Raw genomic sequence first — 19,111 nt, 5'->3', positions numbered from 1 at the left:
GTACAAAAAAGAGGCCCAATTCGTAAATGAATTGAACCTCCGAAATTCCCTCCATCAACACCGGTTGACAAAGAGCCGTTGTTACTTGGTAGCAACCTATCAAAACCGAAACGTGATCATTTCTAACCAGATTGTCCCTAAACAAAAAAATCCCCACCAATAACTGGCGAGGATTTCCAAATCGATAATATCGAAATATTAACGCTTTGAGAATTGTGAAGCTTTACGGGCCTTCTTGAGACCTGGCTTCTTACGTTCCTTCATCCGGGCGTCACGGGTCAAAAGACCTGCACGCTTCAGCGGACCACGGAAGTCTGGGTCTACTTCGAGCAATGCCCGAGCGATCCCATGACGAGTTGCGCCGGCTTGACCGGAGAAACCGCCACCATGGACAGTAACCAATGCATCGTAGTTACCGAGAGTTTCCGTAACGTTGAATGGTTGTAAGACGACTTCACGAATACTTGCAAATGGAATGTAGTCTTCGATAGCCTTCTTGTTCATAACAATTTTACCTGAGCCGGGTACTAAACGTACACGAGCAGAAGAGTTTTTACGACGGCCAGTGCCGCGATATTGAACTTGTGCCAATTTGGTTTCCTCCTTAGATTAGGTTAGTAATGTCTAATACTTCTGGCTTTTGTGCCGCGTGCTTGTGGTCTTCACCAGCGTACACGTGCAGCTTCAATGCCATTTGGTGACCTAAGGAGTTCTTAGGGAGCATACCTTGTACAGAAGTTTCGATCAACTTTTCTGGGTTTTGATCCCGGAAGTTACCAGCAGTCCGTGACTTCAAGCCACCGGCGAAACCGGTATGGTGGTAATAAATCTTGTCGGTTGCCTTACGGCCGGTTAACCCAACCTTAGCAGCGTTGATGACGATTACGTTGTCACCAGTGTCCACGTTAGGCGTGAACGTTGGCTTGTTCTTACCGCGTAATACGGAAGCAACGACTGAAGCAAGACGACCTAAGCTAACATCAGTTGCGTCCACGATGTACCATTTGCGGTCAACATCGTTTGGTTTTGCAATATAAGTTGTACGCACGTTAAATTCCTCCATAAATCTGTGTTTGTCTGACACCAAGTAAACTTTCCGGGGCTTATCGTGGGGCAAACAATACCAACAACCATAATACAAAGTTTTCCCTATAAAGTCAATGATTGTTTGTCCCCCTAACGAAATTTACCGCTGATGTTGGGGTAATTTCGTCGGGTGTTCGGGATCTTCACCTTGATAATAGACGTGTTTGAGATATAAACCAGCCGCCGCAACCGTTCTTCTGGCCTGCCGCCGATCTTTCACTTCGTATAGTCGTAAAATGTCGTGAACTGGTCGCGTACCCGCCCCAATTTCAACTAACACACCCACCATAATCCGCACCTGATTGTACATAAAGCCGTTGCCGTAAAACTCAAAGACCAACTCGTGATCTGCCTCATCAATGTGGCACGTGGCCTCATAAATAGTCCGCACGAACGTCCGTGTCTGCGCCCCGGATGCTACAAAACTCGTAAAGTCGTGTTCACCCACTAAGTCTTGTAAGGCGACATTGATTTTTTCCAGGTCAACTGGAAATTTCCAGTGGCCGGTATAATTTCGTTTGAACGGATTACGGAACTCGCCCATATCCATCCGGTACAAGTAGCGCTTACCGGACACGTCATAACGCGCGTGAAAGTCGGCCGCGACCTCCTCAACCTTCAAGACCTCCATATCCATCGGTAACATGCTGTTTAAGCCCTTGCGCATGTTCTCCGCGGGAATCAGGAAGGGAAAGTCGAAATGGGCCACCTGCGCCAAAGCGTGGACACCTGCGTCAGTCCGTCCCGATCCATAGATGGCGATGGCTGGCGTTGGATTCTTCGCCATTTTATTGACAGTCTTCGTTAAAACACTCTCCACCGTTCGTTTGTTGGGCTGGCGCTGGAAGCCGGCAAAGTCGGTCCCGTCGTACATAAAGGTTACCTTGTAACGTTGCATCTGCATCTCTCTCCTACCAGTGGCGACAAACAAGTATCGCCGCAAATCCAATTAAAAATATTAACCAAGTAATCGTATCCCGTTTTTGCCAAGTTAAAATTCGGTACTGACTACGGTGTTCGCTATCTTGATAACCGCGGGCCTCCATAGCCGTCGACAAGTCTTCTGCACGATTAAAGGCACTCATAAACAGCGGTACCATTAGTGGAATCAACGACTTGGCCTGCTTAAATAGCCCGCCTTCGCCAAAATCCACGCCCCGTGCACGCTGCGCATTCATAATCTTCGTGGCTTCATCCATCAATGTTGGCACGAAGCGCAACGCAATCGAGAGCATCATGGCTAATGTATCGACCGGTACGTGTACCCACCGCAACGGTTTCATCAGCGAGGCCAACCCAGTCGCAATATCCAGCGGTTGCGTTGACAACGTCAGCAACGTCGAGAACATAATGATCAGTAAGAACCGGATAAAAATGAACCCGGCATTGACCAATCCAAACTGAGTGATGTTGATAAACGCCCAGTGAAAGTACGTATGGCCGCCAGCTGGGCTGAATAGTAATTGCAAAACAACCGTAAAGACGATCAGCCATAATAACGGTCGAATTCCTTTGAGGAAGAACCCGAGACTGATCTTAGACGCCAGAATAGCCCCAATCGTAAAGGCAATCAGGATTGCATAACTCAATAGATTATTCGCTAAAAATACTAAAATGATGTAACAAAAGCTCAACATGAGCTTGGCCCGTGGATCTAACCGGTGCACCACCGAATTTAACGGTAAATACCGGCCAAAAATAAAGCTAGACATCGGCGGACCCCCTCTGTGGCCAGCGAGCAGCTAGTTGATCGGCCAACTGATCAGCAGTCAACGGCAACTGGTCCCACTGCACACCCTTAGCAGCAAGTGCTTGGGCGAACCGTGCCGCCCGAGGCACATCCAACTGGTTGGCGCGTAACCAATCGGGGTCCTGAAAGACCTCCTGGGGCGTGCCAAATTTAACCAGCCGGCCTTGACGCATCACCGCGACCTGTTCGGCATACTGGGCGACATCTTCCATCTGGTGGGTGACCAACACGATGGTCAGCCCCTGTTCGCGATGTAATCGTTCAAAAAGGGCCATCATTTCCTCCCGACCACGTGGATCAAGTCCCGCAGTCGGTTCATCGAGAACTAACACTTGAGGCTGCATCGCCAAGACACCAGCAATGGCGACCCGCCGCATTTGCCCGCCGGAGAGCTCAAATGGTGACCGTTCGGCGTAACTGCTGTCGAGACCCACCGTTGTCAACATTTCATCGGCCAAATGGTTGGCATCAGTCTCACTCATTCCAAAGTTTTGTGGACCAAACGCAATATCCTTGCGAATGGTCTCCTCAAACAGTTGGCTTTCTGGAAACTGAAAGACCATCCCGACGTGTTGGCGCAATGGCTTGAGATCATCGTTGGTCGTCTTGGGGGTAATTGTGAAATCATCAACGTGTACGGTCCCAGAGGTTGGTTTCAGCAACGCGTTTAACTCTTGAATCAACGTCGATTTACCGCTTCCGGTATGACCGATAATGGCCAGATAGCCGTGGTCGGGAACAGTAAAAGAGATATCGGTCAGCGCTGTACTGGCCATGGGTGTTCCCGCCTGATACGTATAGGTTACGTGTTCGAAAGAGATTGCCACAGCCATGCCTCCATTTCCGCAGTGGTCAGATAGCCGTCCGGTGGCGTAATACCCCGTTGCCGTAGAGCGGCCTGTAATTTCGAAGTGAAAGGTAAGTCCAGTCCGAGCCGAACCAAGCGCTCGCCCTGCGCAAAAATGGTAGCAGGCGCGGCCTCTTCAACCAGCCGACCATCGTCAATTACCAACACCCGATCAGCATTGGCGGCTTCGTCGATGTCATGAGTGATGGAGATGACGGTCAGGTGCTGGTCGGCGCGTAACTGCCGCACGAGTTCTAGCATGTCGCGTCGCCCCTGAGGATCCAACATGCTGGTGGCTTCGTCCAGAATCAAAATATCCGGCGCAATCGCCACGATACCAGCTAGGGCGACCCGTTGTTTCTGCCCACCAGAAAGGGAACTGGGCTCGCGGTGCGCAAACTCGGTCATGCCAACCTCTTCAATGGCCGCCTGAACCCGTGGCACCATGTCGGCACGCGCAATCTGGCGGTTTTCCAAGCCAAACGCAACGTCATCTTCAACGGTAGCACCAACGAATTGGTTGTCGGGATTCTGGAAAATCATACCGATTTTTTCGCGAACCTGCCAGACGGTTGCGGGCGTCAATTTAATGCCGCCAACCGTGATGGTACCCTCGCTGAACGGCAAGAGGCCGTCTAGTGACTTCGCTAACGTCGATTTACCACTACCATTATGACCAACGATGGCTAACCACTCACCAGCCTGAACGGTGAAACTAACGTCGTTTAACGCTGGACGCTGGTCAACATCCGCTTCACCGTTTCGATAGCGATACGATAGATGTGCGACTTCAATGATGTTTGCCATCATCCCTCATCTCCTTACGCAAAATGTCACCGGTAATTATACCAAATATTCAGGAAAATCCGAAGCGTTCAGCCGTAAATATATTTGATTACGTTCTTCCACGGCAGCTAGCAGCCGTACCGTGACTGCCAGCTGCCATCAGTTACACGGCCAGCACCCATGATTGTGTAACTGATGGCTGGTCACTCACTAATTTTTGGGTTCTCCCCTGACGATGTCCAATTGGTCGCACTAACACCATAAAGTGTAAACTTTTGAAACACGTCACCACAAAGAATTCCAAACTACGGGTACTCGATCACAGTGTTAACAAAAAAAAGAGTACAAAAAAATCACTAACAAACCAGCGGCGCTGAGGCGTTAGCCCCCATTCAAGCTAGACTCGGAAATTCCCCATCATCATAGCGCTCTATACCACATGGTTCTAGTGATTAATTTAATTCGTATTTGTATCACGTTTAAGGACGCGATTACTCCCGAAAACTGTTAACCAAAGATTAGTCAACGAATTCCAAGATAGCCATAGCGGCACCATCACCGCGACGAGGCATCGTCTTTAAGATACGCGTGTAACCACCGTTACGATCTGCGTACTTAGGTGCTAATTCGCTGAATACCTTTTGCAATGCGCTGGTAACAACAACATCGTCGCCATCTTCTTTAACATCAGCAACCACGTTACGGATGAAAGCAGCAGCTTGCCGACGTGCATGTAAGTCGCCTTGCTTGCCCAAGGTAATCATTTGGTCAGCCGTCTTACGAACTTCCTTAGCGCGTGCTTCAGTCGTTTCGATGCGACCGTTCAAAATTAAACTGGTAGTCAAATCGCGTAACAATGCACGACGTTGAGAACTAGTCCGTTGTAATTTACGGTAACTCATAACCAGAAACCCTCCTTTGAGTGTCTAAAATTAGTCTTCCTTCCGAAGTGATAACCCTAAGTCGCTTAACTTAGCCTTAACTTCTTCAAGGGACTTGCGACCCAAGTTACGAACCTTCATCATGTCTGCTTCGGTCTTATTAGTCAATTCTTGAACCGTGTTGATACCAGCACGTTTCAAACAGTTGTAAGAACGGACGGACAAGTCGAGCTCTTCGATGGTCATCTCAAGCATCTTTTCCTTGTGAGTCTCTTCCTTTTCAACCATGATTTCCGCATTCTTAGCTTCGTCGGTCAAGTCGACAAACATAGCCAGATGTTCGGTCAAGATCTTAGCAGCCAGAGCAATGGCTTCGCTTGGATTAATTGAACCGTTTGTCCAAACATCCAGGGTCAATTTATCGTAGTCAGCCCGTTGGCCAACCCGTGCATTCTCTACTTGGTAGTTAACCCGTTCGATTGGGGTGTAAATGGAATCTACGGCTAAAACACCGATGGGCATGTCCGTATTACGAGTTTTGTTCTCGTCAGCAGAAACATAACCACGGCCCTTATCCGCTGTCATCCGCATGTGGAACGTTGCCCCATCCGCAACTGTAGCAATGTACAGATCTGGGTTCAACACATCGACGTCGGCGCCTGCGACAATGTCACCAGCGGTAACTTGAGCAGGACCCTTAACGTTGATCTCCATGGTTTCTTCCTGATCGTCAGAACCGTTAAGCTTCAACGCGATCTTCTTAACATTTAAGATGATCTGCGTGACGTCTTCAACGACACCTTCGATAGTAGAAAATTCATGTAGAACCCCGTCGATTTGAATGCTGGTAACAGCTGCACCAGGTAATGAAGAAAGCAAGATCCGCCGTAAGGAATTCCCTAGCGTTGTCCCGTAGCCACGTTCCAACGGTTCGACAATAAACTTACCGTAGTTGCTGCTTTCATCAATTTTATGAATGTTAGGCTTTTCAAATTCAATCATTCTTATCGTTTACCCCTTTCAAACCGCGTTGAGCTCCTATAAGTCAATCCCATCATGAAGGTTGCCCTCATTAATGAAACGCTCACGTTAAACCCGACGGCGCTTTGGAGGACGAGTCCCATTATGAGGAACTGGGGTGACATCGCGAATAGCAGTAACTTCTACCCCAGTAGCTTGGATAGCACGGATAGCAGCTTCACGTCCTGAACCAGGACCCTTAACAGCAACTTCAACGGCTTTGATACCATGTTCCATTGAAGCTTTAGCAGCGGCTTCAGCGGCCATTTGAGCAGCAAATGGCGTTGACTTCCGACTACCCTTGAATCCTAAGGCACCAGCAGATGACCAAGCAATGGCGTTCCCTTGAACGTCAGTGATCATAACTAATGTGTTGTTAAACGTAGCATGAATGTGTGCAACACCGGCTTCAATATTCTTCTTGACCCGACGCTTGCGACTAGTTTTTCTAGTAGCCATAAAGTATTAACCCTCCTTTACTTCTTCCTACCGGCAACGGAAACGGCTTTACCCTTCCGAGTGCGGGCATTGTTTTTGGTATGTTGACCGCGAACAGGCAAACCCCGACGGTGACGCATACCACGGTATGAGCCGATTTCTTGCAAGTTCTTAATGTTCAGGCTAACTTCACGACGTAAGTCACCTTCAACCTTGTACTTGTCAACTTCGACACGAATCTTGTCTTCTTGATCAGGTGTCATATCACGAACCCGAACATCTTCTGAGACTCCAGCATCCGCAACAATCTTATGTGCGGTGTTGATACCAATACCAAAAATGTAAGTCAAACCGTAAGCGATTTTCTTATCACGTGGTAAATCCACTCCAGCAATACGTGGCATTTAATTGCACCTCCTATAAATTGAATTACTTACCCTGGCGTTGCTTATGCTTAGGGTTAGCTGAGCAAATAACCATTACTCGGCCCTTACGCTTGATAACCTTGCAGTGTTCGCACATTGGCTTAACTGATGGTCTTACTTTCATGAATATCCCTCCTACATCTGTCTAGCCGTTACTTAAAGCGATAAGTAATCCGGCCCTTAGACAAGTCATACGGTGACATTTCAACAGTTACTCGATCACCAGGCAGAATTCGGATGTAGTGCATCCGAATCTTACCGGAGACGTGAGCGAGAATCTCATGACCGTTTTCTAATTCGACCCGAAACATCGCGTTGGGTAATGTTTCGGTAACTTTACCTTCGACTTCGATGACATCGCTTTTCGCCACGAAAGTACCTCCCTTTTTCTTGCGTGTAAACTACACGTAAAAGCAGTAGGAACAAGAACTTTGCTCCCACCTAGCACCTGTGAATCGCGACAGCGCGCCATTTACAGGCTAAACCTGAATAAGTCTACCATATTTCTCGATAGTAAGCAAGAACTTAGCGCAGACTACAAGCTCTTAAGGATCTTTTCGATGTCGACGTACACGTCATCGATGTCACGGTCACCATCAACAGTGAACAACAAATCCTTTTTAGTGTAGTAATCAACCAGCGGTGTATTCATTTTCAGATTAACCGCCAAACGATTCTTCACCGTTTCAGGCTTGTCGTCCTCACGTTGATAGAAGTCATGACTACCACAGACATCACAAGTGCCTTCAACTTTAGGCTGCTTGTACAGCTTATGATACGTTGCACCACAGTTGCGGCAAATGTAACGACCAGAAAGGCGTTCTACCAAGACGTCCGGTTCAACGTGAATGTTGATCACGGCGTTGATGGTCCGGTCCAGTTCTGGGCCAAAGGTGTTTAAAGCCTCGGCTTGAACAATGGAACGGGGAAATCCATCCAACATGAACCCATCTTTGGTGTCAGCTTGGGCTAACCGGTCGCGAACGATTCCGTTCGTAACTTCGTCCGGTACCAATTCACCTTTGTCGATAAATTTCTTCGCAGCCAATCCCATTTCAGTTTCGTTCTTCATCGCTTCACGGAAGATATCTCCCGTAGAAATATGCGGTAAATGGAACTCCTTGATAATCTTTTCGGCTTGAGTCCCTTTACCGGCACCCGGTAGACCCATGAGAATTAAATTCATTGCTGTCATGTTCGTTCTCCTTATTCGAAAATTCACCCGAAAAACACAAGCAGGTGTGCTAAAAGATCAACACACCCGCTGGAAACTCATTAAGCTGGTTCTGGATCTTGGATAAAGCCAACGTATTCGCGCTTCATCATCAATCCGTCAACTTGCCGCATGGTTTCGATAGCCACACCAACGACGATTAAGAGGCTGGTACCACCTAAACCAATTGACTCATCTAAGTCCCAAAGGTTTTGGGCTAATAACGGAATCAAGGAAATGAATCCAAGGAAGAGCGCACCCACAGTACTGAGGCGCATCAACAGGCTGGAAACATATGATTGTGTTTCGTGACCAGGCCAAACACCAGGAATGTAGCTCCCCTGCTTTTGCAGGTTCTCAGCTAACTTTTCTGGGTTAACTTGCACGAACGCATAGAAGAACGTGAACACAACGATCAGAACGGTGTACAAAATGGCGCCATCGACCGTCTGCATGTTAAAGACGTCCGTCAGTGTTTGGTACCAGGCATCTTGAGAGTGCGTGTTTTGGAATGCCATCAGAATAGTCTGTGGCGTGGCAATAAACGAACTCGCAAAGATAACTGGAATAACACCGGCAACGTTGACCTTTAATGGAAGGTAACTACTGTCTGGCGAACCAGATACTCGTCGCGTGTATTGAATTGGGACCCGTCGTTCCGCTTGTTGAACCCACGTAGTGAAGGTCACAATAATCAGAACTAACACGATCAAACCAAGAATGAACAAGACACTCTTCCACAAAGTCCCTTTATCAGCATCGACAAAGTAGGTTTGGTAAAGTTGGTAAACGGATTTTGGTGTCCGAGCAATGATACCCGCAAAGATAATCATTGAAATCCCGTTACCAAGACCCCGATCGGTAATCATATCACCCATCCACGTGGTTAACATCGTCCCACCAGTCAGGATTAACCCAATTGATAAGTAGGTGGTAACACTTGGATTTTCAACCAATTTCAATGAACTTAATGCACTAAAACCAGCCGTGATCCCGATGGATTGAACAAAGGCTAACGCAATCGCTAAGTACCGCGTTGCCTGGTTCAACTTCCGCCGACCAACGTCCCCTTGCTTACTCCATTCAACGAAGCGCGGAACGATGTCCATTTGTAGCAATTGAATAACGATTTGTGCAGTGATGTAAGGTGAAACCCCCATCGCAAAGATGGAATAGTTGGTTAACCCACCACCACTGAAGGTATCTAAAATACTAACCAATCCAGAAGACGCAACGCTTTGAAGTGCCTTTGCGTTAATGCCGGGGACGGTAATATAAGTACCCAACCGAAAGACAATCAAAACCAATAGAGTAAAGAGAATTTTTTTACGAATGTCTTTAATCTTAAAGGCGTTTTTCAAGCTTGATAGCATTAAATCACCTCAGTCTTACCACCAGCAGCTACGATGGCTTCAGCAGCTGACTTGGAGAATTTAGCGGCCTTAACCGTCAACTTCTTCGTTAGCTCACCGTTACCTAAGATCTTAATACCGGCCTTTTCGTTCTTGACGATGCCAGCTTCGATTAAGGCAGCTGGTGTAACTTCAGCACCATCATCAAAGACGTTCAAAGCAGCCAAGTTTACGACAGCAAATTCCTTACGGTTAATGTTGGTAAACCCACGCTTTGGAATACGACGGTACAGTGGCATTTGGCCACCTTCAAAACCCAAACGAGTCTTGCTACGAGCCTTTTGACCTTTTTGGCCACGACCAGCAGTCTTACCGTTACCAGATGAATCACCACGGCCAACTCGATTACGAACCTTTCGTGAGCCTTCAGCAGGTTTTAGTTCATTCAACTTCATGCTATTGCGCACCTCCTTATTTAATGATATGTGTATTACTTAACTTCTTCAACCTTAATCAAATGTGCGATTTGGAAAAGCGCACCGCGGGTTGCTTCGTTATCTGGTTGAACGACCGTGCTGTTAACACGGTGTAAACCCATAGCTTCCACAATCTTCCGCTGTTTAGGGAGGCGGTGAGCAACACTATGGATTAAAGTAACTTTTAATTGAGCCATTTTAAAACCCCTCCTTATTCAGCTAAGTGTTGAAGAGAGACACCACGGAGAGCGGCAACTTCTTCAGCACGCTTCAACTGAGCCAGGCCAGCAAAAGTGGCCCGAACAGCGTTGACCGGCGTGTTAGAACCTAAACGCTTGGAAGTAACGTCAGCAACTCCAGCTAATTCCATGACGGAACGAACTGAACCACCAGCGGTAACCCCAGAACCTTCAGCAGCGGGCTTGAGTAAGATCTTACCCCCACCGTATGAACCGAGGACTTCGTGAGGAATAGTCGTTCCCACGATAGGAACTTCGATCAGGTTCTTACGAGCAGCTTCAACGGCCTTACGAATAGCTTCTGGGACTTCTTGTGCTTTACCAGTACCAAAGCCAACGTGACCGTTCTTGTCGCCGACAATTACAAGCGCAGCGAACCGCAGACGACGGCCACCTTTTACAACCTTGGTAATCCGGTTGATAGCAACAACGTTGTCTTCAAGTTCTAATTTGTCGGGATCAATAAATTTTGCCATGTGTGGTTATTCCTCCTTACTCTTAAAATTTAAGCCCGTTTTCGCGAGCAGCTTCTGCCAATGCTTGAACACGGCCATGGTATAAGTACCCGCCACGATCGAACACAACATCGCTAACATTTTTTTCGACAGCACGCTTTGCAACTAACTCACCAACGCCTTTGGCTTGGTCAGACTTGTTGTCGCCGCTTACTTCGCTATCTAACGTCGAGGCACTAACAAGTGTAACACCCGCTACGTCATCAATAATTTGAGCGTAGATGTTTTTGTTAGAGCGGAATACGTTTAAGCGTGGGCGTTCAGCAGTTCCAGAAATTTTGTTCCGGACACGCATATGACGCTTTTGACGTGTCTTGTTCTTATCTGGTTTCGTAATCAAAATAGTCACCTCTTTGTAAAATTATCAGCACTAAGCTGCGATACTACTTACCGGTCTTACCTTCACGAATACGAACGAATTCGTTTTCGTAACGGATACCCTTACCTTTGTAAGGTTCTGGTGAACGAACGGCACGAACTTCAGCAGCGAAGTCACCGACTTCTTGCTTGCTGATACCGGAAATGTTGATAGTGGTGTTGTCTGGAACCTTAACTTCCAAGGTTTCAGGAACAGCCATTTCAACAGGGTTGGAATAACCAACGCTCAATACCAGGGTCTTACCCTTAGCTTGAACACGGTAACCAACACCGACCAGCTTCAAGGTCTTAGCAAAGCCATTGACAACACCTTCAACCATGTTGTTCAAGTTAGCCCGTTGCGTACCATGCATGGCACGTGTCTTGTTGTTGTTATCTGGACGATCGAAGTCAACAGCACCATCACTAATTTTCATAGAAATGATATCGGAGAACGTCCGGGTTAAAGAACCCTTAGGACCCTTGACCGTTACTTGATTGCCATCGCGTTTAACTTCAACGCCGGTTGGGACGTTGACAGTTTTATAACCAATACGACTCACTGAAAGGCACCTCCTATCTTCTTAAAAGTTTTACCAAACGTAGGCGAGAACTTCGCCACCGATTTTCTTGGCCCGCGCTTCTTTATCAGTAATTACACCTTCAGAGGTGGAGATAATGGCGATACCTAAACCGTTCAATACCTTTGGTACAGCGTCGGCCTTAACGTATGAACGCAAGCCGGGCTTAGAAATACGCTTTAAACCACTGATAACACGTTGGTTGTCTTTACCGTACTTGAGGAATACGCGGATGATACCTTGCTTGTCATCATCGATGTATTCAACGTTACGGACAAAACCTTCGCGCTTCAGGATTTCAGCGATGTCGCGTTTAATTGTTGATGCAGGAACTTCGAGTGATTCGTGACGAACCATGTTGGCGTTACGAATCCGCGTCAAGAAGTCTGCAATAGGATCAGTCATGGACATTAACGATTTCCCTCCCTTTGTTTAAAATTCAGTCTACCAACTTGCCTTCTTCATGCCAGGAATTTGACCCTTGTGGGCTAATTCGCGCATGCAGATACGGCAAAGATGGAACTTTTGATAAACAGAGTGTGGACGTCCACAACGTTCGCAACGCGTATAATTCTGAGTAGAGAACTTCGCTGGACGCTTGTTCTTAGCAATTTGAGATTTCTTAGCCAATTTGTGTGAACCTCCTTAAATTAGTGTGCAAACGGCATACCGAATTGAGTCAGCAATTCGCGTGACTCTTCATCAGTATTAGCCGTCGTAACGATAACAATGTCCAAACCACGAACACGGTTAACGTTGTCAAAGTTGATTTCTGGGAAGATTAATTGTTCCTTAACACCCAAAGTGTAGTTACCACGGCCATCAAAGGCACGGGAGCTAACACCACGGAAGTCACGAACACGTGGCAATGACACGTTGATTAACTTGTCCAGGAATTCGTACATGCGGTCACCACGGAGGGTAACCTTAGCACCGATTGACATGCCTTCACGAAGACGGAAGGTTGCGATTGATTTCTTGGCCTTAGTAACCAAAGGCTTTTGACCAGAAATCAAACCAAGTTCTTCAACGGCTTCGTCGAGGTTCTTAGCGTTGGAGACAGCGTCACCAACACCCATGTTCAAGACGATCTTTTCGATCTTCGGCGTTTGCATAATAGAACTGTAGCTAAATTTTTCCACCAATGATGGGGTAATTTCATTAACGTACTTTTCTTTTAAACGAGTTGACATGAAATTATGTTCCTCCTTTCAGTGATTATTTGTCGATGGTTTCGCCGGACTTTTTAGCGAACCGGACTTTGTGACCATCTTCAATTCGAACGCCAAGCCGGGTGGGTTCGTTGTTCGAAGGATCGATAAGCATTACGTTGGATGCGTGAATTGGTGCTTCAATATCAATAATTCCACCTTGGGGATTAGATTGAGAAGCTTTTTGGTGCTTCTTAATCATATTGACGCCTTTAACGATCACGCGGTTCTTGGCATTCAGGATTTTGGAAACAGTTCCTTCTTTACCTTTATCCTTGCCAGCGATCACGCGGACCTTGTCACCAGTTTTAATAAGCATTCCTGTGGGCACCTCCTTGTTTAACACGTTTCTTAATTACAGTACTTCGGGTGCTAATGAGATAATCTTCATGAAGTCGTTGTCACGCAATTCACGTGCAACTGGTCCGAAGATCCGAGTCCCTTGTGGGCTCTTATCGTCTTTAATCAGCACTGCGGCATTTTCATCAAAGCTGATGTATGAACCATCGTTACGGCGTACACGAGACTTCGTACGAACAACAACGGCCTTAACAACATCACCCTTTTTGACAACGCCACCTGGTGTTGCTTGTTTGATAGTAGCGACAATAACATCACCAATTCCGGCGTAGCGACGCTTGGAGCCACCCAGAACCTTAATGGTCAGAATTTCCCGGGCGCCGGAGTTGTCGGCAACCTTTAAACGGCTTTCTTGTTGGATCACAGCTAGTGTCCTCCCTTCAGTTCTAGTTCAGAATACGATAAAAACGACACCTAAATGATTACTGCTTTTTCAACAATGTCGACTAAGCGGAACCGCTTGGTAGCAGACAGAGGACGAGTTTCCATGATTTCAACAATATCGCCATTGTGGGCTTCGTTGTTTTCATCATGTGCCTTGTACTTCTTGGAGTACTTGACACGCTTGCCATATCGTGCATCAGTCTTCGTCGTTTCTACAACGACAGTGATCGTCTTTTCCATTTTGTCGGAAACGACACGACCACGGTAAACCTTGCGGTTATTACGTGCATCACTCATGTATTAGTGACCTCCTTCTTATCGTATTCTACTTGTTCAGTTCTTGTTGGCGAAGAGCGGTCTTAATCCGCGCAATGTTCTTGCGAACCTGCTTCAGCCGTGCGGTGTTTTCCAATTGACCAGTAGCTAATTGGAAACGCAAGTTGAATAATTCGTCCTTGTAGCTCTTTTCTTTATCGAGCATTTCAGCAGTGGTTAATTCGTTGATTTCTTTAATCTTCATTAGATTCGCCACCTACTTCCTCTCGGGTTAAAACTTTAGTGCGAACGGGAAGCTTCATGGCAGCTAGGCGTAATGCTTCGCGGGCAGTTTCTTCAGAAACGCCACCCACTTCAAACATCACTTTACCGCGCTTAACTGGGGCTACCCAGCCATCAGGCGTACCTTTACCATTACCCATCCGGACCCCAACACCTTTACTGGTGTAGGATTTGTGAGGGAAAATTTTAATCCAAACTTTCCCACCACGCTTCATGTAACGTGTAATCGCCACACGGGCAGCTTCGATTTGACGGTTGGTGATCCACTTGGAATCCAACGCTTGCAAACCGTAGTCACCGAAAGCGACGCTCTTGCCACCCTTGGATTCGCCACGAAGCTTACCACGGTGGACACGACGGAACTTTACTCGCTTAGGTACCAGCATGCTTATTTCCCTCCTTGTCCGTTAGTTTGTTTCTTTTCGGGAAGAACTTCACCACGATAGATCCAGGTTTTAACACCTAAAGAACCGTAAGTGGTATGAGCTTCAACCCATGCATAATCAATGTCAGCACGTAACGTGTGCAGAGGAACCGTACCTTCAGCATAGCTTTCGACACGGGACATATCAGCACCGTTTAAACGACCAGCAACTTGCGTCTTAACACCCTTGGCGCCAGAACGCATAGTACGCTGCATCGTTCCACGCATTGCGCGACGGAAAGCAACACGGCCTTCCAATTGACGAGCAATGTTTTCGCCGACCAACTTAGCATCCAAATCTGGTTTCTTGATTTCCACGATGTTGATGTGGACACGTTTGCCAGTTAAGTCGTTCAATTCCTTACGGAGATTTTCGACTTCGGAACCACCCTTACCAATGACCATCCCTGGCTTGGCAGTGTGAATTGAGATGTTGACGCGGTTTGCAGCCCGTTCAATCTCAACAGTTGATACAGATGCGTCAACAAGACGCTTTTCGATAAATTTACGGATTTGAAGGTCTTCCTTCAGGTAAGCAGCGAAATCCTTTTCAGCATACCACTTTGCTTCCCAGTCGCGAATGATACCGACCCGTAATCCAGTTGGATTTACTTTTTGACCCACGCGTTATCCCTCCTCTTTTTCAGATACAACAACCGTAATGTGACTCGTACGCTTGTTGATTGGTGAAGCAGAACCTTTGGCACGAGGACGGAACCGCTTAAGGGTTGGTCCTTCGTTCACATAGGCTTCGCTAACAACTAGATCTTGACGATCTAAGTCAAAATTATTTTCTGCATTAGCAATTGCAGAGTTCAATACCTTTGCCACAACCGGTGATGCTCCACGTGGTGTGAACTTTAAGATAGCGATTGCTTCAGCAACGCTCTTGCCGCGGATAAGATCGATGACAAGGCGGACTTTGCGAGCAGCAATCCGAACCGTCTTAGCAGTCGCTTGCGCTGATGTAACTTGTTCAGCCATTAGTTAATCCTCCTTATCAACGAGTTTTCTTGTCGTCGCCACCATGACCACGGAATGTCCGGGTTGGTACGAATTCACCAAGCTTGTGGCCTACCATGTCTTCTTGAACGTAAACTGGTACATGCTTCCGTCCGTCATAAACAGCGATAGTTAAACCAACAAAGCTAGGGAAAATAGTAGACCGACGGGACCAGGTCTTGATGACAGCCTTTTTGTCTTGATCCTTTTGCGCATCAACCTTCTTCAGTAAGTGCGCATCGGCGAAAGGTCCTTTTTTCAAACTACGACCCATTATGAAACCTCCTCTACTTGTGGCGCATCGTCTAAAACGATGATCACCAGGTCTCTTGACATCCGGTAAACCGGATTATTACATCTTGGAACCTTTACGACGACGAACGATGAACTTGTTGCTCTTGTTCTTCTTCGAACGCGTCTTCTTACCAACGGTCTTCTTACCCCATGGAGAAAGAGGAGATGGTAAACCAACAGGTGCTTTACCTTCACCACCACCATGTGGGTGATCGTTAGGGTTCATTACAGAACCACGAACGTGTGGACGTTGACCGCCCCAACGGGTACGACCGGCTTTACCGACGTTAACCAATTCGTGTTCTTCATTACCAACGGCACCGATAGTTGCACGGTTAACGCTCAAGATCATCCGAACTTCACCGGAAGACAAGCGAACTAACACGTACTTTTCATCGTTAGCTTTACCTAACAATTGAGCAGAAGTTCCGGCAGAACGGACCAATTGGCCACCCTTACCTGGCTTCAATTCGATGTTGTGAATAACAGTTCCAAAAGGAATGTTCTTCAATGGTAACGTGTTTCCAACCTTGATATCAGCTTCTGGACCAGATTGAACTTGTGCGCCAACCTTTAAGCCCTTAGGTGCGATGATGTATGATTTAACACCATCAGCGTAAACGAGCAAGGCAATGTTAGCAGTACGGTTAGGATCGTATTCGATAGCCTTAACAGTAGCTGGAACTTCGTCCTTGATTCGCTTGAAGTCGATGATCCGGTATTGACGCTTGTTACCACCACCACGATGACGGACAGTCATCTTACCAGCGTTGTTACGGCCGGCGGTATGGCTTTGTGAATCAAGCAATGACTTTTCAGGAGTCGTCTTAGTGATGACGTCTTTGTAAACCAAGCTCGTCATATTACGACGACCATTGCTTGTTGGTTTGTATTTCTTAATCGCCACGTTATTTCCCTCCTATATCTGAAATTTTATTCTTCGTTGAATAACTTGATTTCTTTTGAGTCGGCAGATAAGCTGACAATGGCCTTACGACGCTTCTTAGTGTAGCCTTCGTAACGTCCCTGACGCTTCTTCTTACCTTTTAAGTTCATGATGTTGACCTTAACAACCTTAACGTCAAAGATGTCTTCAATGGCATGCTTGACTTGTGTCTTGGTTGCTCGTACGTCAACGTCAAAGGTGTAACGCTTGTCGTCCATAGTTGCCATCGTAGCTTCGGTAACAACTGGGCGTAAAATAATGTCACGTGATTCCATTATGCGAGCACCTCCTCTACTTGAGAAAGAGCTGGTTGGGTAATCACTAACTTGTCCGCAGCAGCGATATCAAGGACATTCAAGCTCTTGGCTGGAATAACCTTAACGTTAGCTAAGTTACGGGCTGCTAAAGCAGCAGTTACGTTGTCGTCTTCAAGGACAACCAACGTCTTAGTTGTGACATTCAAACCAGCCAACACTGCAGCAAATTCTTTCGTCTTAGGTGCGTCGAATGCTAAACCGTCAAGAACGACTAAGCTTTCGTCCAGAACCTTTTGAGAAAGAACAGACTTCAATGCTAAACGGCCAACCTTCTTAGGAAGGTGGTAACTGTAAGAACGAGGGGTAGGTCCAAAGACCACACCACCACCGACCCATTGTGGGGAACGGATGGAACCTTGACGGGCCCGACCAGTACCCTTTTGACGCCATGGCTTCTTACCACCACCACGGACAGCACTCCGGTTCTTAACGGCGTGTGTACCTTGGCGAAGTGAAGCTCGTTGCATCAGGATCGTGTCGTAAATAACGTTTTCGTTAGGTTCGATGCCGAAGATATCAGCGTTCAAATCAACGTTGCCGTTTTGACTACCATCTTGTTTGTATAATGCTACGCTTGTCATTTAATTATCCTCCCTTCCTATTTATTTGTCAGAATGCTTGGGACGTGGTGGGCGAACAGCACTCTTAACAGTAACGAGTGACTTGTTAGCACCGGGCACATTACCCTTAATCAACAGAACGTTGTTGTCAACGTCGGCTTTTACGATCACGAGGTTTTGGATAGTAACTTGCTTGTTACCCATTCGACCTGGGAGCTTCATACCAGGGAATACCCGGTTAATGATGGCACCCAGAGAACCTGGACGACGGTGGTAACGAGAACCATGGGCCATAGGGCCACGGCTTTGACCGTCTTTATGAATGTTACCTTGGTATCCATGACCTTTAGTAATACCAGTGACATCAACGATGTCTCCTGCTTGGAAGGTATCAACTTTAACTTCGTCTGCTACCTTGTAATCTCCCAGCTCAACATCTTTGAATTCACGAATGAAGCGCTTAGGAGTCGTGTTTGCTTTTGCTACATGACCTTGTTCGGGCTTATTGCTGAGTACTTCACGCTTGTCTTGGTAACCAAGTTGAATGGCATTGTAACCGTCGTTTTCCATCGTCTTAACTTGTAACACAACGTTTGGCGTTGCTTCGACAACAGTAACGGGGATTAATTCGCCAGCATCAGTGAAGACTTGCGTCATCCCGACCTTTTTCCCTAAGATTCCTTTAGTGGTCATGAGTACACCTCCGATTATATTGTATTTAGTATTCTTGAAAATTATAACTTGATTTCGATATCAACACCGCTAGGCAGGTCAAGCTTCATTAATGAGTCGACCGTCTTTGGCGTTGGGTTAACGATATCAATCAAACGCTTGTGCGTCCGCATTTCGAATTGTTCACGTGAGTCCTTAAACTTATGTGGTGAACGTAAAACGGTGTAAATCGTCCGTTCAGTTGGTAATGGAATAGGACCTGAGATGCCGGCACCAGTTCTCTTCGCTGTTTCAACGATCTTGTCCGCTGATTGGTCGAGGATACGATGTTCGTAAGCCTTTAACCGAATCCGAATTTTTTGTTTTGCCATTGTGTTCCCTCCTTCGTCTATTTTAAAAATAAGACTAACTCCGTGG

The 19,111-nt window shown here is 46.8% G+C and carries 35 protein-coding genes; all 35 read right to left on the bottom strand.

Annotated features, from left to right (window positions below; genetic code table 11):
* Positions 1-198: 198 nt before the first annotated feature.
* The 35 genes from rpsI to rpsJ all read right to left on the bottom strand — a co-directional run bounded on the left by rpsI (position 199) and on the right by rpsJ (position 19,065).
* Entirely contained in the window at positions 199-591 is a 393-nt protein-coding gene (rpsI, locus tag EKM89_RS10635; RefSeq protein ID WP_048735562.1) for a 30S ribosomal protein S9, read from the bottom strand.
* Positions 592-604: 13 nt separating this feature from the next.
* Positions 605-1,048 carry a 50S ribosomal protein L13 gene (gene rplM, locus EKM89_RS10630; RefSeq protein ID WP_125688369.1) on the bottom strand — a complete coding sequence of 148 codons (444 nt, stop codon included), beginning with the start codon at positions 1,046-1,048 and terminating at the stop codon, positions 605-607.
* Positions 1,049-1,186: 138 nt separating this feature from the next.
* Positions 1,187-1,984, bottom strand: coding sequence for a tRNA pseudouridine(38-40) synthase TruA (truA, locus tag EKM89_RS10625; RefSeq protein ID WP_125688367.1), 798 nt, complete (start codon positions 1,982-1,984; stop codon positions 1,187-1,189).
* Positions 1,985-1,997: 13 nt separating this feature from the next.
* Positions 1,998-2,798 (bottom strand): energy-coupling factor transporter transmembrane component T family protein, encoded by an 801-nt coding sequence (locus EKM89_RS10620; protein WP_125688365.1) that lies wholly within the window; start codon positions 2,796-2,798, stop codon positions 1,998-2,000.
* Positions 2,791-3,663, bottom strand: coding sequence for an energy-coupling factor ABC transporter ATP-binding protein (locus EKM89_RS10615; RefSeq protein ID WP_125688363.1), 873 nt, complete (start codon positions 3,661-3,663; stop codon positions 2,791-2,793). Before EKM89_RS10615 ends, EKM89_RS10620 begins: the two co-directional genes overlap by 8 nt.
* Positions 3,639-4,493: an energy-coupling factor ABC transporter ATP-binding protein gene (locus EKM89_RS10610; RefSeq protein WP_125688361.1), complete on the bottom strand. Its 855-nt coding sequence runs from the start codon at positions 4,491-4,493 to the stop codon at positions 3,639-3,641. Before EKM89_RS10610 ends, EKM89_RS10615 begins: the two co-directional genes overlap by 25 nt.
* Before the next feature lie 494 nt (positions 4,494-4,987).
* A complete protein-coding gene (gene rplQ / locus EKM89_RS10605) occupies positions 4,988-5,371 on the bottom strand; it encodes a 50S ribosomal protein L17 (protein ID WP_020090123.1) in 384 nt (127 codons plus the stop codon).
* Between the two features lie 30 nt (positions 5,372-5,401).
* A complete protein-coding gene (locus tag EKM89_RS10600) occupies positions 5,402-6,352 on the bottom strand; it encodes a DNA-directed RNA polymerase subunit alpha (protein ID WP_048735550.1) in 951 nt (316 codons plus the stop codon).
* An 87-nt stretch (positions 6,353-6,439) separates the two neighbouring features.
* A complete protein-coding gene (gene rpsK / locus EKM89_RS10595) occupies positions 6,440-6,829 on the bottom strand; it encodes a 30S ribosomal protein S11 (protein WP_048735547.1) in 390 nt (129 codons plus the stop codon).
* A gap of 17 nt (positions 6,830-6,846) precedes the next feature.
* On the bottom strand, positions 6,847-7,212 hold the full coding sequence (gene rpsM, locus EKM89_RS10590; protein ID WP_125688359.1) for a 30S ribosomal protein S13: 366 nt from the start codon (positions 7,210-7,212) through the stop codon (positions 6,847-6,849).
* A gap of 25 nt (positions 7,213-7,237) precedes the next feature.
* Complete coding sequence (rpmJ, locus tag EKM89_RS10585; RefSeq protein WP_011668476.1) at positions 7,238-7,357, bottom strand: 50S ribosomal protein L36; 120 nt, start codon at positions 7,355-7,357, stop codon at positions 7,238-7,240.
* Positions 7,358-7,385: 28 nt separating this feature from the next.
* Entirely contained in the window at positions 7,386-7,604 is a 219-nt protein-coding gene (gene infA, locus EKM89_RS10580; RefSeq protein WP_011668477.1) for a translation initiation factor IF-1, read from the bottom strand.
* Positions 7,605-7,768: 164 nt separating this feature from the next.
* Positions 7,769-8,419 carry an adenylate kinase gene (locus tag EKM89_RS10575; protein ID WP_318531003.1) on the bottom strand — a complete coding sequence of 217 codons (651 nt, stop codon included), beginning with the start codon at positions 8,417-8,419 and terminating at the stop codon, positions 7,769-7,771.
* A gap of 89 nt (positions 8,420-8,508) precedes the next feature.
* Positions 8,509-9,819, bottom strand: coding sequence for a preprotein translocase subunit SecY (gene secY, locus EKM89_RS10570; RefSeq protein WP_125688355.1), 1,311 nt, complete (start codon positions 9,817-9,819; stop codon positions 8,509-8,511).
* A complete protein-coding gene (gene rplO / locus EKM89_RS10565; protein WP_048735535.1) occupies positions 9,819-10,253 on the bottom strand; it encodes a 50S ribosomal protein L15 in 435 nt (144 codons plus the stop codon). The genes secY and rplO overlap by 1 nt, the downstream gene beginning before the upstream one ends.
* Positions 10,254-10,288: 35 nt before the next feature.
* Positions 10,289-10,471, bottom strand: coding sequence for a 50S ribosomal protein L30 (rpmD, locus tag EKM89_RS10560; protein WP_125688353.1), 183 nt, complete (start codon positions 10,469-10,471; stop codon positions 10,289-10,291).
* Positions 10,472-10,485: 14 nt separating this feature from the next.
* Positions 10,486-10,989: a 30S ribosomal protein S5 gene (gene rpsE / locus EKM89_RS10555; RefSeq protein ID WP_048735529.1), complete on the bottom strand. Its 504-nt coding sequence runs from the start codon at positions 10,987-10,989 to the stop codon at positions 10,486-10,488.
* 22 nt (positions 10,990-11,011) lie between these two features.
* Positions 11,012-11,377, bottom strand: a complete 366-nt coding sequence (rplR, locus tag EKM89_RS10550) for a 50S ribosomal protein L18 (protein ID WP_318531002.1) — start codon at positions 11,375-11,377, stop codon at positions 11,012-11,014.
* Positions 11,378-11,411: 34 nt separating this feature from the next.
* Positions 11,412-11,948 carry a 50S ribosomal protein L6 gene (gene rplF / locus EKM89_RS10545; RefSeq protein WP_125688349.1) on the bottom strand — a complete coding sequence of 179 codons (537 nt, stop codon included), beginning with the start codon at positions 11,946-11,948 and terminating at the stop codon, positions 11,412-11,414.
* A 30-nt stretch (positions 11,949-11,978) separates the two neighbouring features.
* Positions 11,979-12,377 carry a 30S ribosomal protein S8 gene (gene rpsH / locus EKM89_RS10540; RefSeq protein WP_125688347.1) on the bottom strand — a complete coding sequence of 133 codons (399 nt, stop codon included), beginning with the start codon at positions 12,375-12,377 and terminating at the stop codon, positions 11,979-11,981.
* Positions 12,378-12,410: 33 nt separating this feature from the next.
* Complete coding sequence (locus EKM89_RS10535; RefSeq protein WP_082153261.1) at positions 12,411-12,596, bottom strand: type Z 30S ribosomal protein S14; 186 nt, start codon at positions 12,594-12,596, stop codon at positions 12,411-12,413.
* Positions 12,597-12,616: 20 nt separating this feature from the next.
* Positions 12,617-13,159 (bottom strand): 50S ribosomal protein L5, encoded by a 543-nt coding sequence (rplE, locus tag EKM89_RS10530; RefSeq protein ID WP_048735518.1) that lies wholly within the window; start codon positions 13,157-13,159, stop codon positions 12,617-12,619.
* A gap of 25 nt (positions 13,160-13,184) precedes the next feature.
* The gene (gene rplX / locus EKM89_RS10525) at positions 13,185-13,496 is read right to left on the bottom strand and encodes a 50S ribosomal protein L24 (protein ID WP_125688345.1); all 312 of its coding nucleotides are present in this window, start codon (positions 13,494-13,496) and stop codon (positions 13,185-13,187) included.
* A 36-nt stretch (positions 13,497-13,532) separates the two neighbouring features.
* Positions 13,533-13,901 (bottom strand): 50S ribosomal protein L14, encoded by a 369-nt coding sequence (gene rplN, locus EKM89_RS10520; protein WP_048735513.1) that lies wholly within the window; start codon positions 13,899-13,901, stop codon positions 13,533-13,535.
* A gap of 50 nt (positions 13,902-13,951) precedes the next feature.
* Complete coding sequence (gene rpsQ / locus EKM89_RS10515; RefSeq protein ID WP_125688343.1) at positions 13,952-14,218, bottom strand: 30S ribosomal protein S17; 267 nt, start codon at positions 14,216-14,218, stop codon at positions 13,952-13,954.
* 28 nt (positions 14,219-14,246) lie between these two features.
* Positions 14,247-14,441, bottom strand: a complete 195-nt coding sequence (gene rpmC, locus EKM89_RS10510; protein ID WP_125582382.1) for a 50S ribosomal protein L29 — start codon at positions 14,439-14,441, stop codon at positions 14,247-14,249.
* Positions 14,431-14,865, bottom strand: a complete 435-nt coding sequence (gene rplP / locus EKM89_RS10505) for a 50S ribosomal protein L16 (RefSeq protein ID WP_125688341.1) — start codon at positions 14,863-14,865, stop codon at positions 14,431-14,433. The genes rpmC and rplP overlap by 11 nt, the downstream gene beginning before the upstream one ends.
* A 2-nt stretch (positions 14,866-14,867) precedes the next feature.
* Complete coding sequence (rpsC, locus tag EKM89_RS10500) at positions 14,868-15,527, bottom strand: 30S ribosomal protein S3 (protein WP_048735503.1); 660 nt, start codon at positions 15,525-15,527, stop codon at positions 14,868-14,870.
* 3 nt (positions 15,528-15,530) lie between these two features.
* Positions 15,531-15,887: a 50S ribosomal protein L22 gene (gene rplV, locus EKM89_RS10495; protein ID WP_048735501.1), complete on the bottom strand. Its 357-nt coding sequence runs from the start codon at positions 15,885-15,887 to the stop codon at positions 15,531-15,533.
* 16 nt (positions 15,888-15,903) lie between these two features.
* Entirely contained in the window at positions 15,904-16,179 is a 276-nt protein-coding gene (gene rpsS / locus EKM89_RS10490) for a 30S ribosomal protein S19 (protein WP_048735499.1), read from the bottom strand.
* Between the two features lie 78 nt (positions 16,180-16,257).
* Positions 16,258-17,106, bottom strand: coding sequence for a 50S ribosomal protein L2 (gene rplB, locus EKM89_RS10485; RefSeq protein ID WP_125688339.1), 849 nt, complete (start codon positions 17,104-17,106; stop codon positions 16,258-16,260).
* Positions 17,107-17,132: 26 nt separating this feature from the next.
* Positions 17,133-17,420 carry a 50S ribosomal protein L23 gene (gene rplW / locus EKM89_RS10480; RefSeq protein WP_048735493.1) on the bottom strand — a complete coding sequence of 96 codons (288 nt, stop codon included), beginning with the start codon at positions 17,418-17,420 and terminating at the stop codon, positions 17,133-17,135.
* A complete protein-coding gene (gene rplD / locus EKM89_RS10475; protein ID WP_048735491.1) occupies positions 17,420-18,043 on the bottom strand; it encodes a 50S ribosomal protein L4 in 624 nt (207 codons plus the stop codon). Before rplD ends, rplW begins: the two co-directional genes overlap by 1 nt.
* A gap of 21 nt (positions 18,044-18,064) precedes the next feature.
* Complete coding sequence (rplC, locus tag EKM89_RS10470) at positions 18,065-18,715, bottom strand: 50S ribosomal protein L3 (protein ID WP_125688337.1); 651 nt, start codon at positions 18,713-18,715, stop codon at positions 18,065-18,067.
* Between the two features lie 41 nt (positions 18,716-18,756).
* Positions 18,757-19,065, bottom strand: a complete 309-nt coding sequence (gene rpsJ, locus EKM89_RS10465) for a 30S ribosomal protein S10 (RefSeq protein ID WP_011668500.1) — start codon at positions 19,063-19,065, stop codon at positions 18,757-18,759.
* Between the last annotated feature and the right edge of the window lie 46 nt (positions 19,066-19,111).

It is taken from the genome of Levilactobacillus fujinensis (assembly GCF_003946335.1).
Lineage (GTDB): Bacteria > Bacillota > Bacilli > Lactobacillales > Lactobacillaceae > Levilactobacillus > Levilactobacillus fujinensis.
This window is presented reverse-complemented; position numbering and strand designations above follow the sequence as displayed.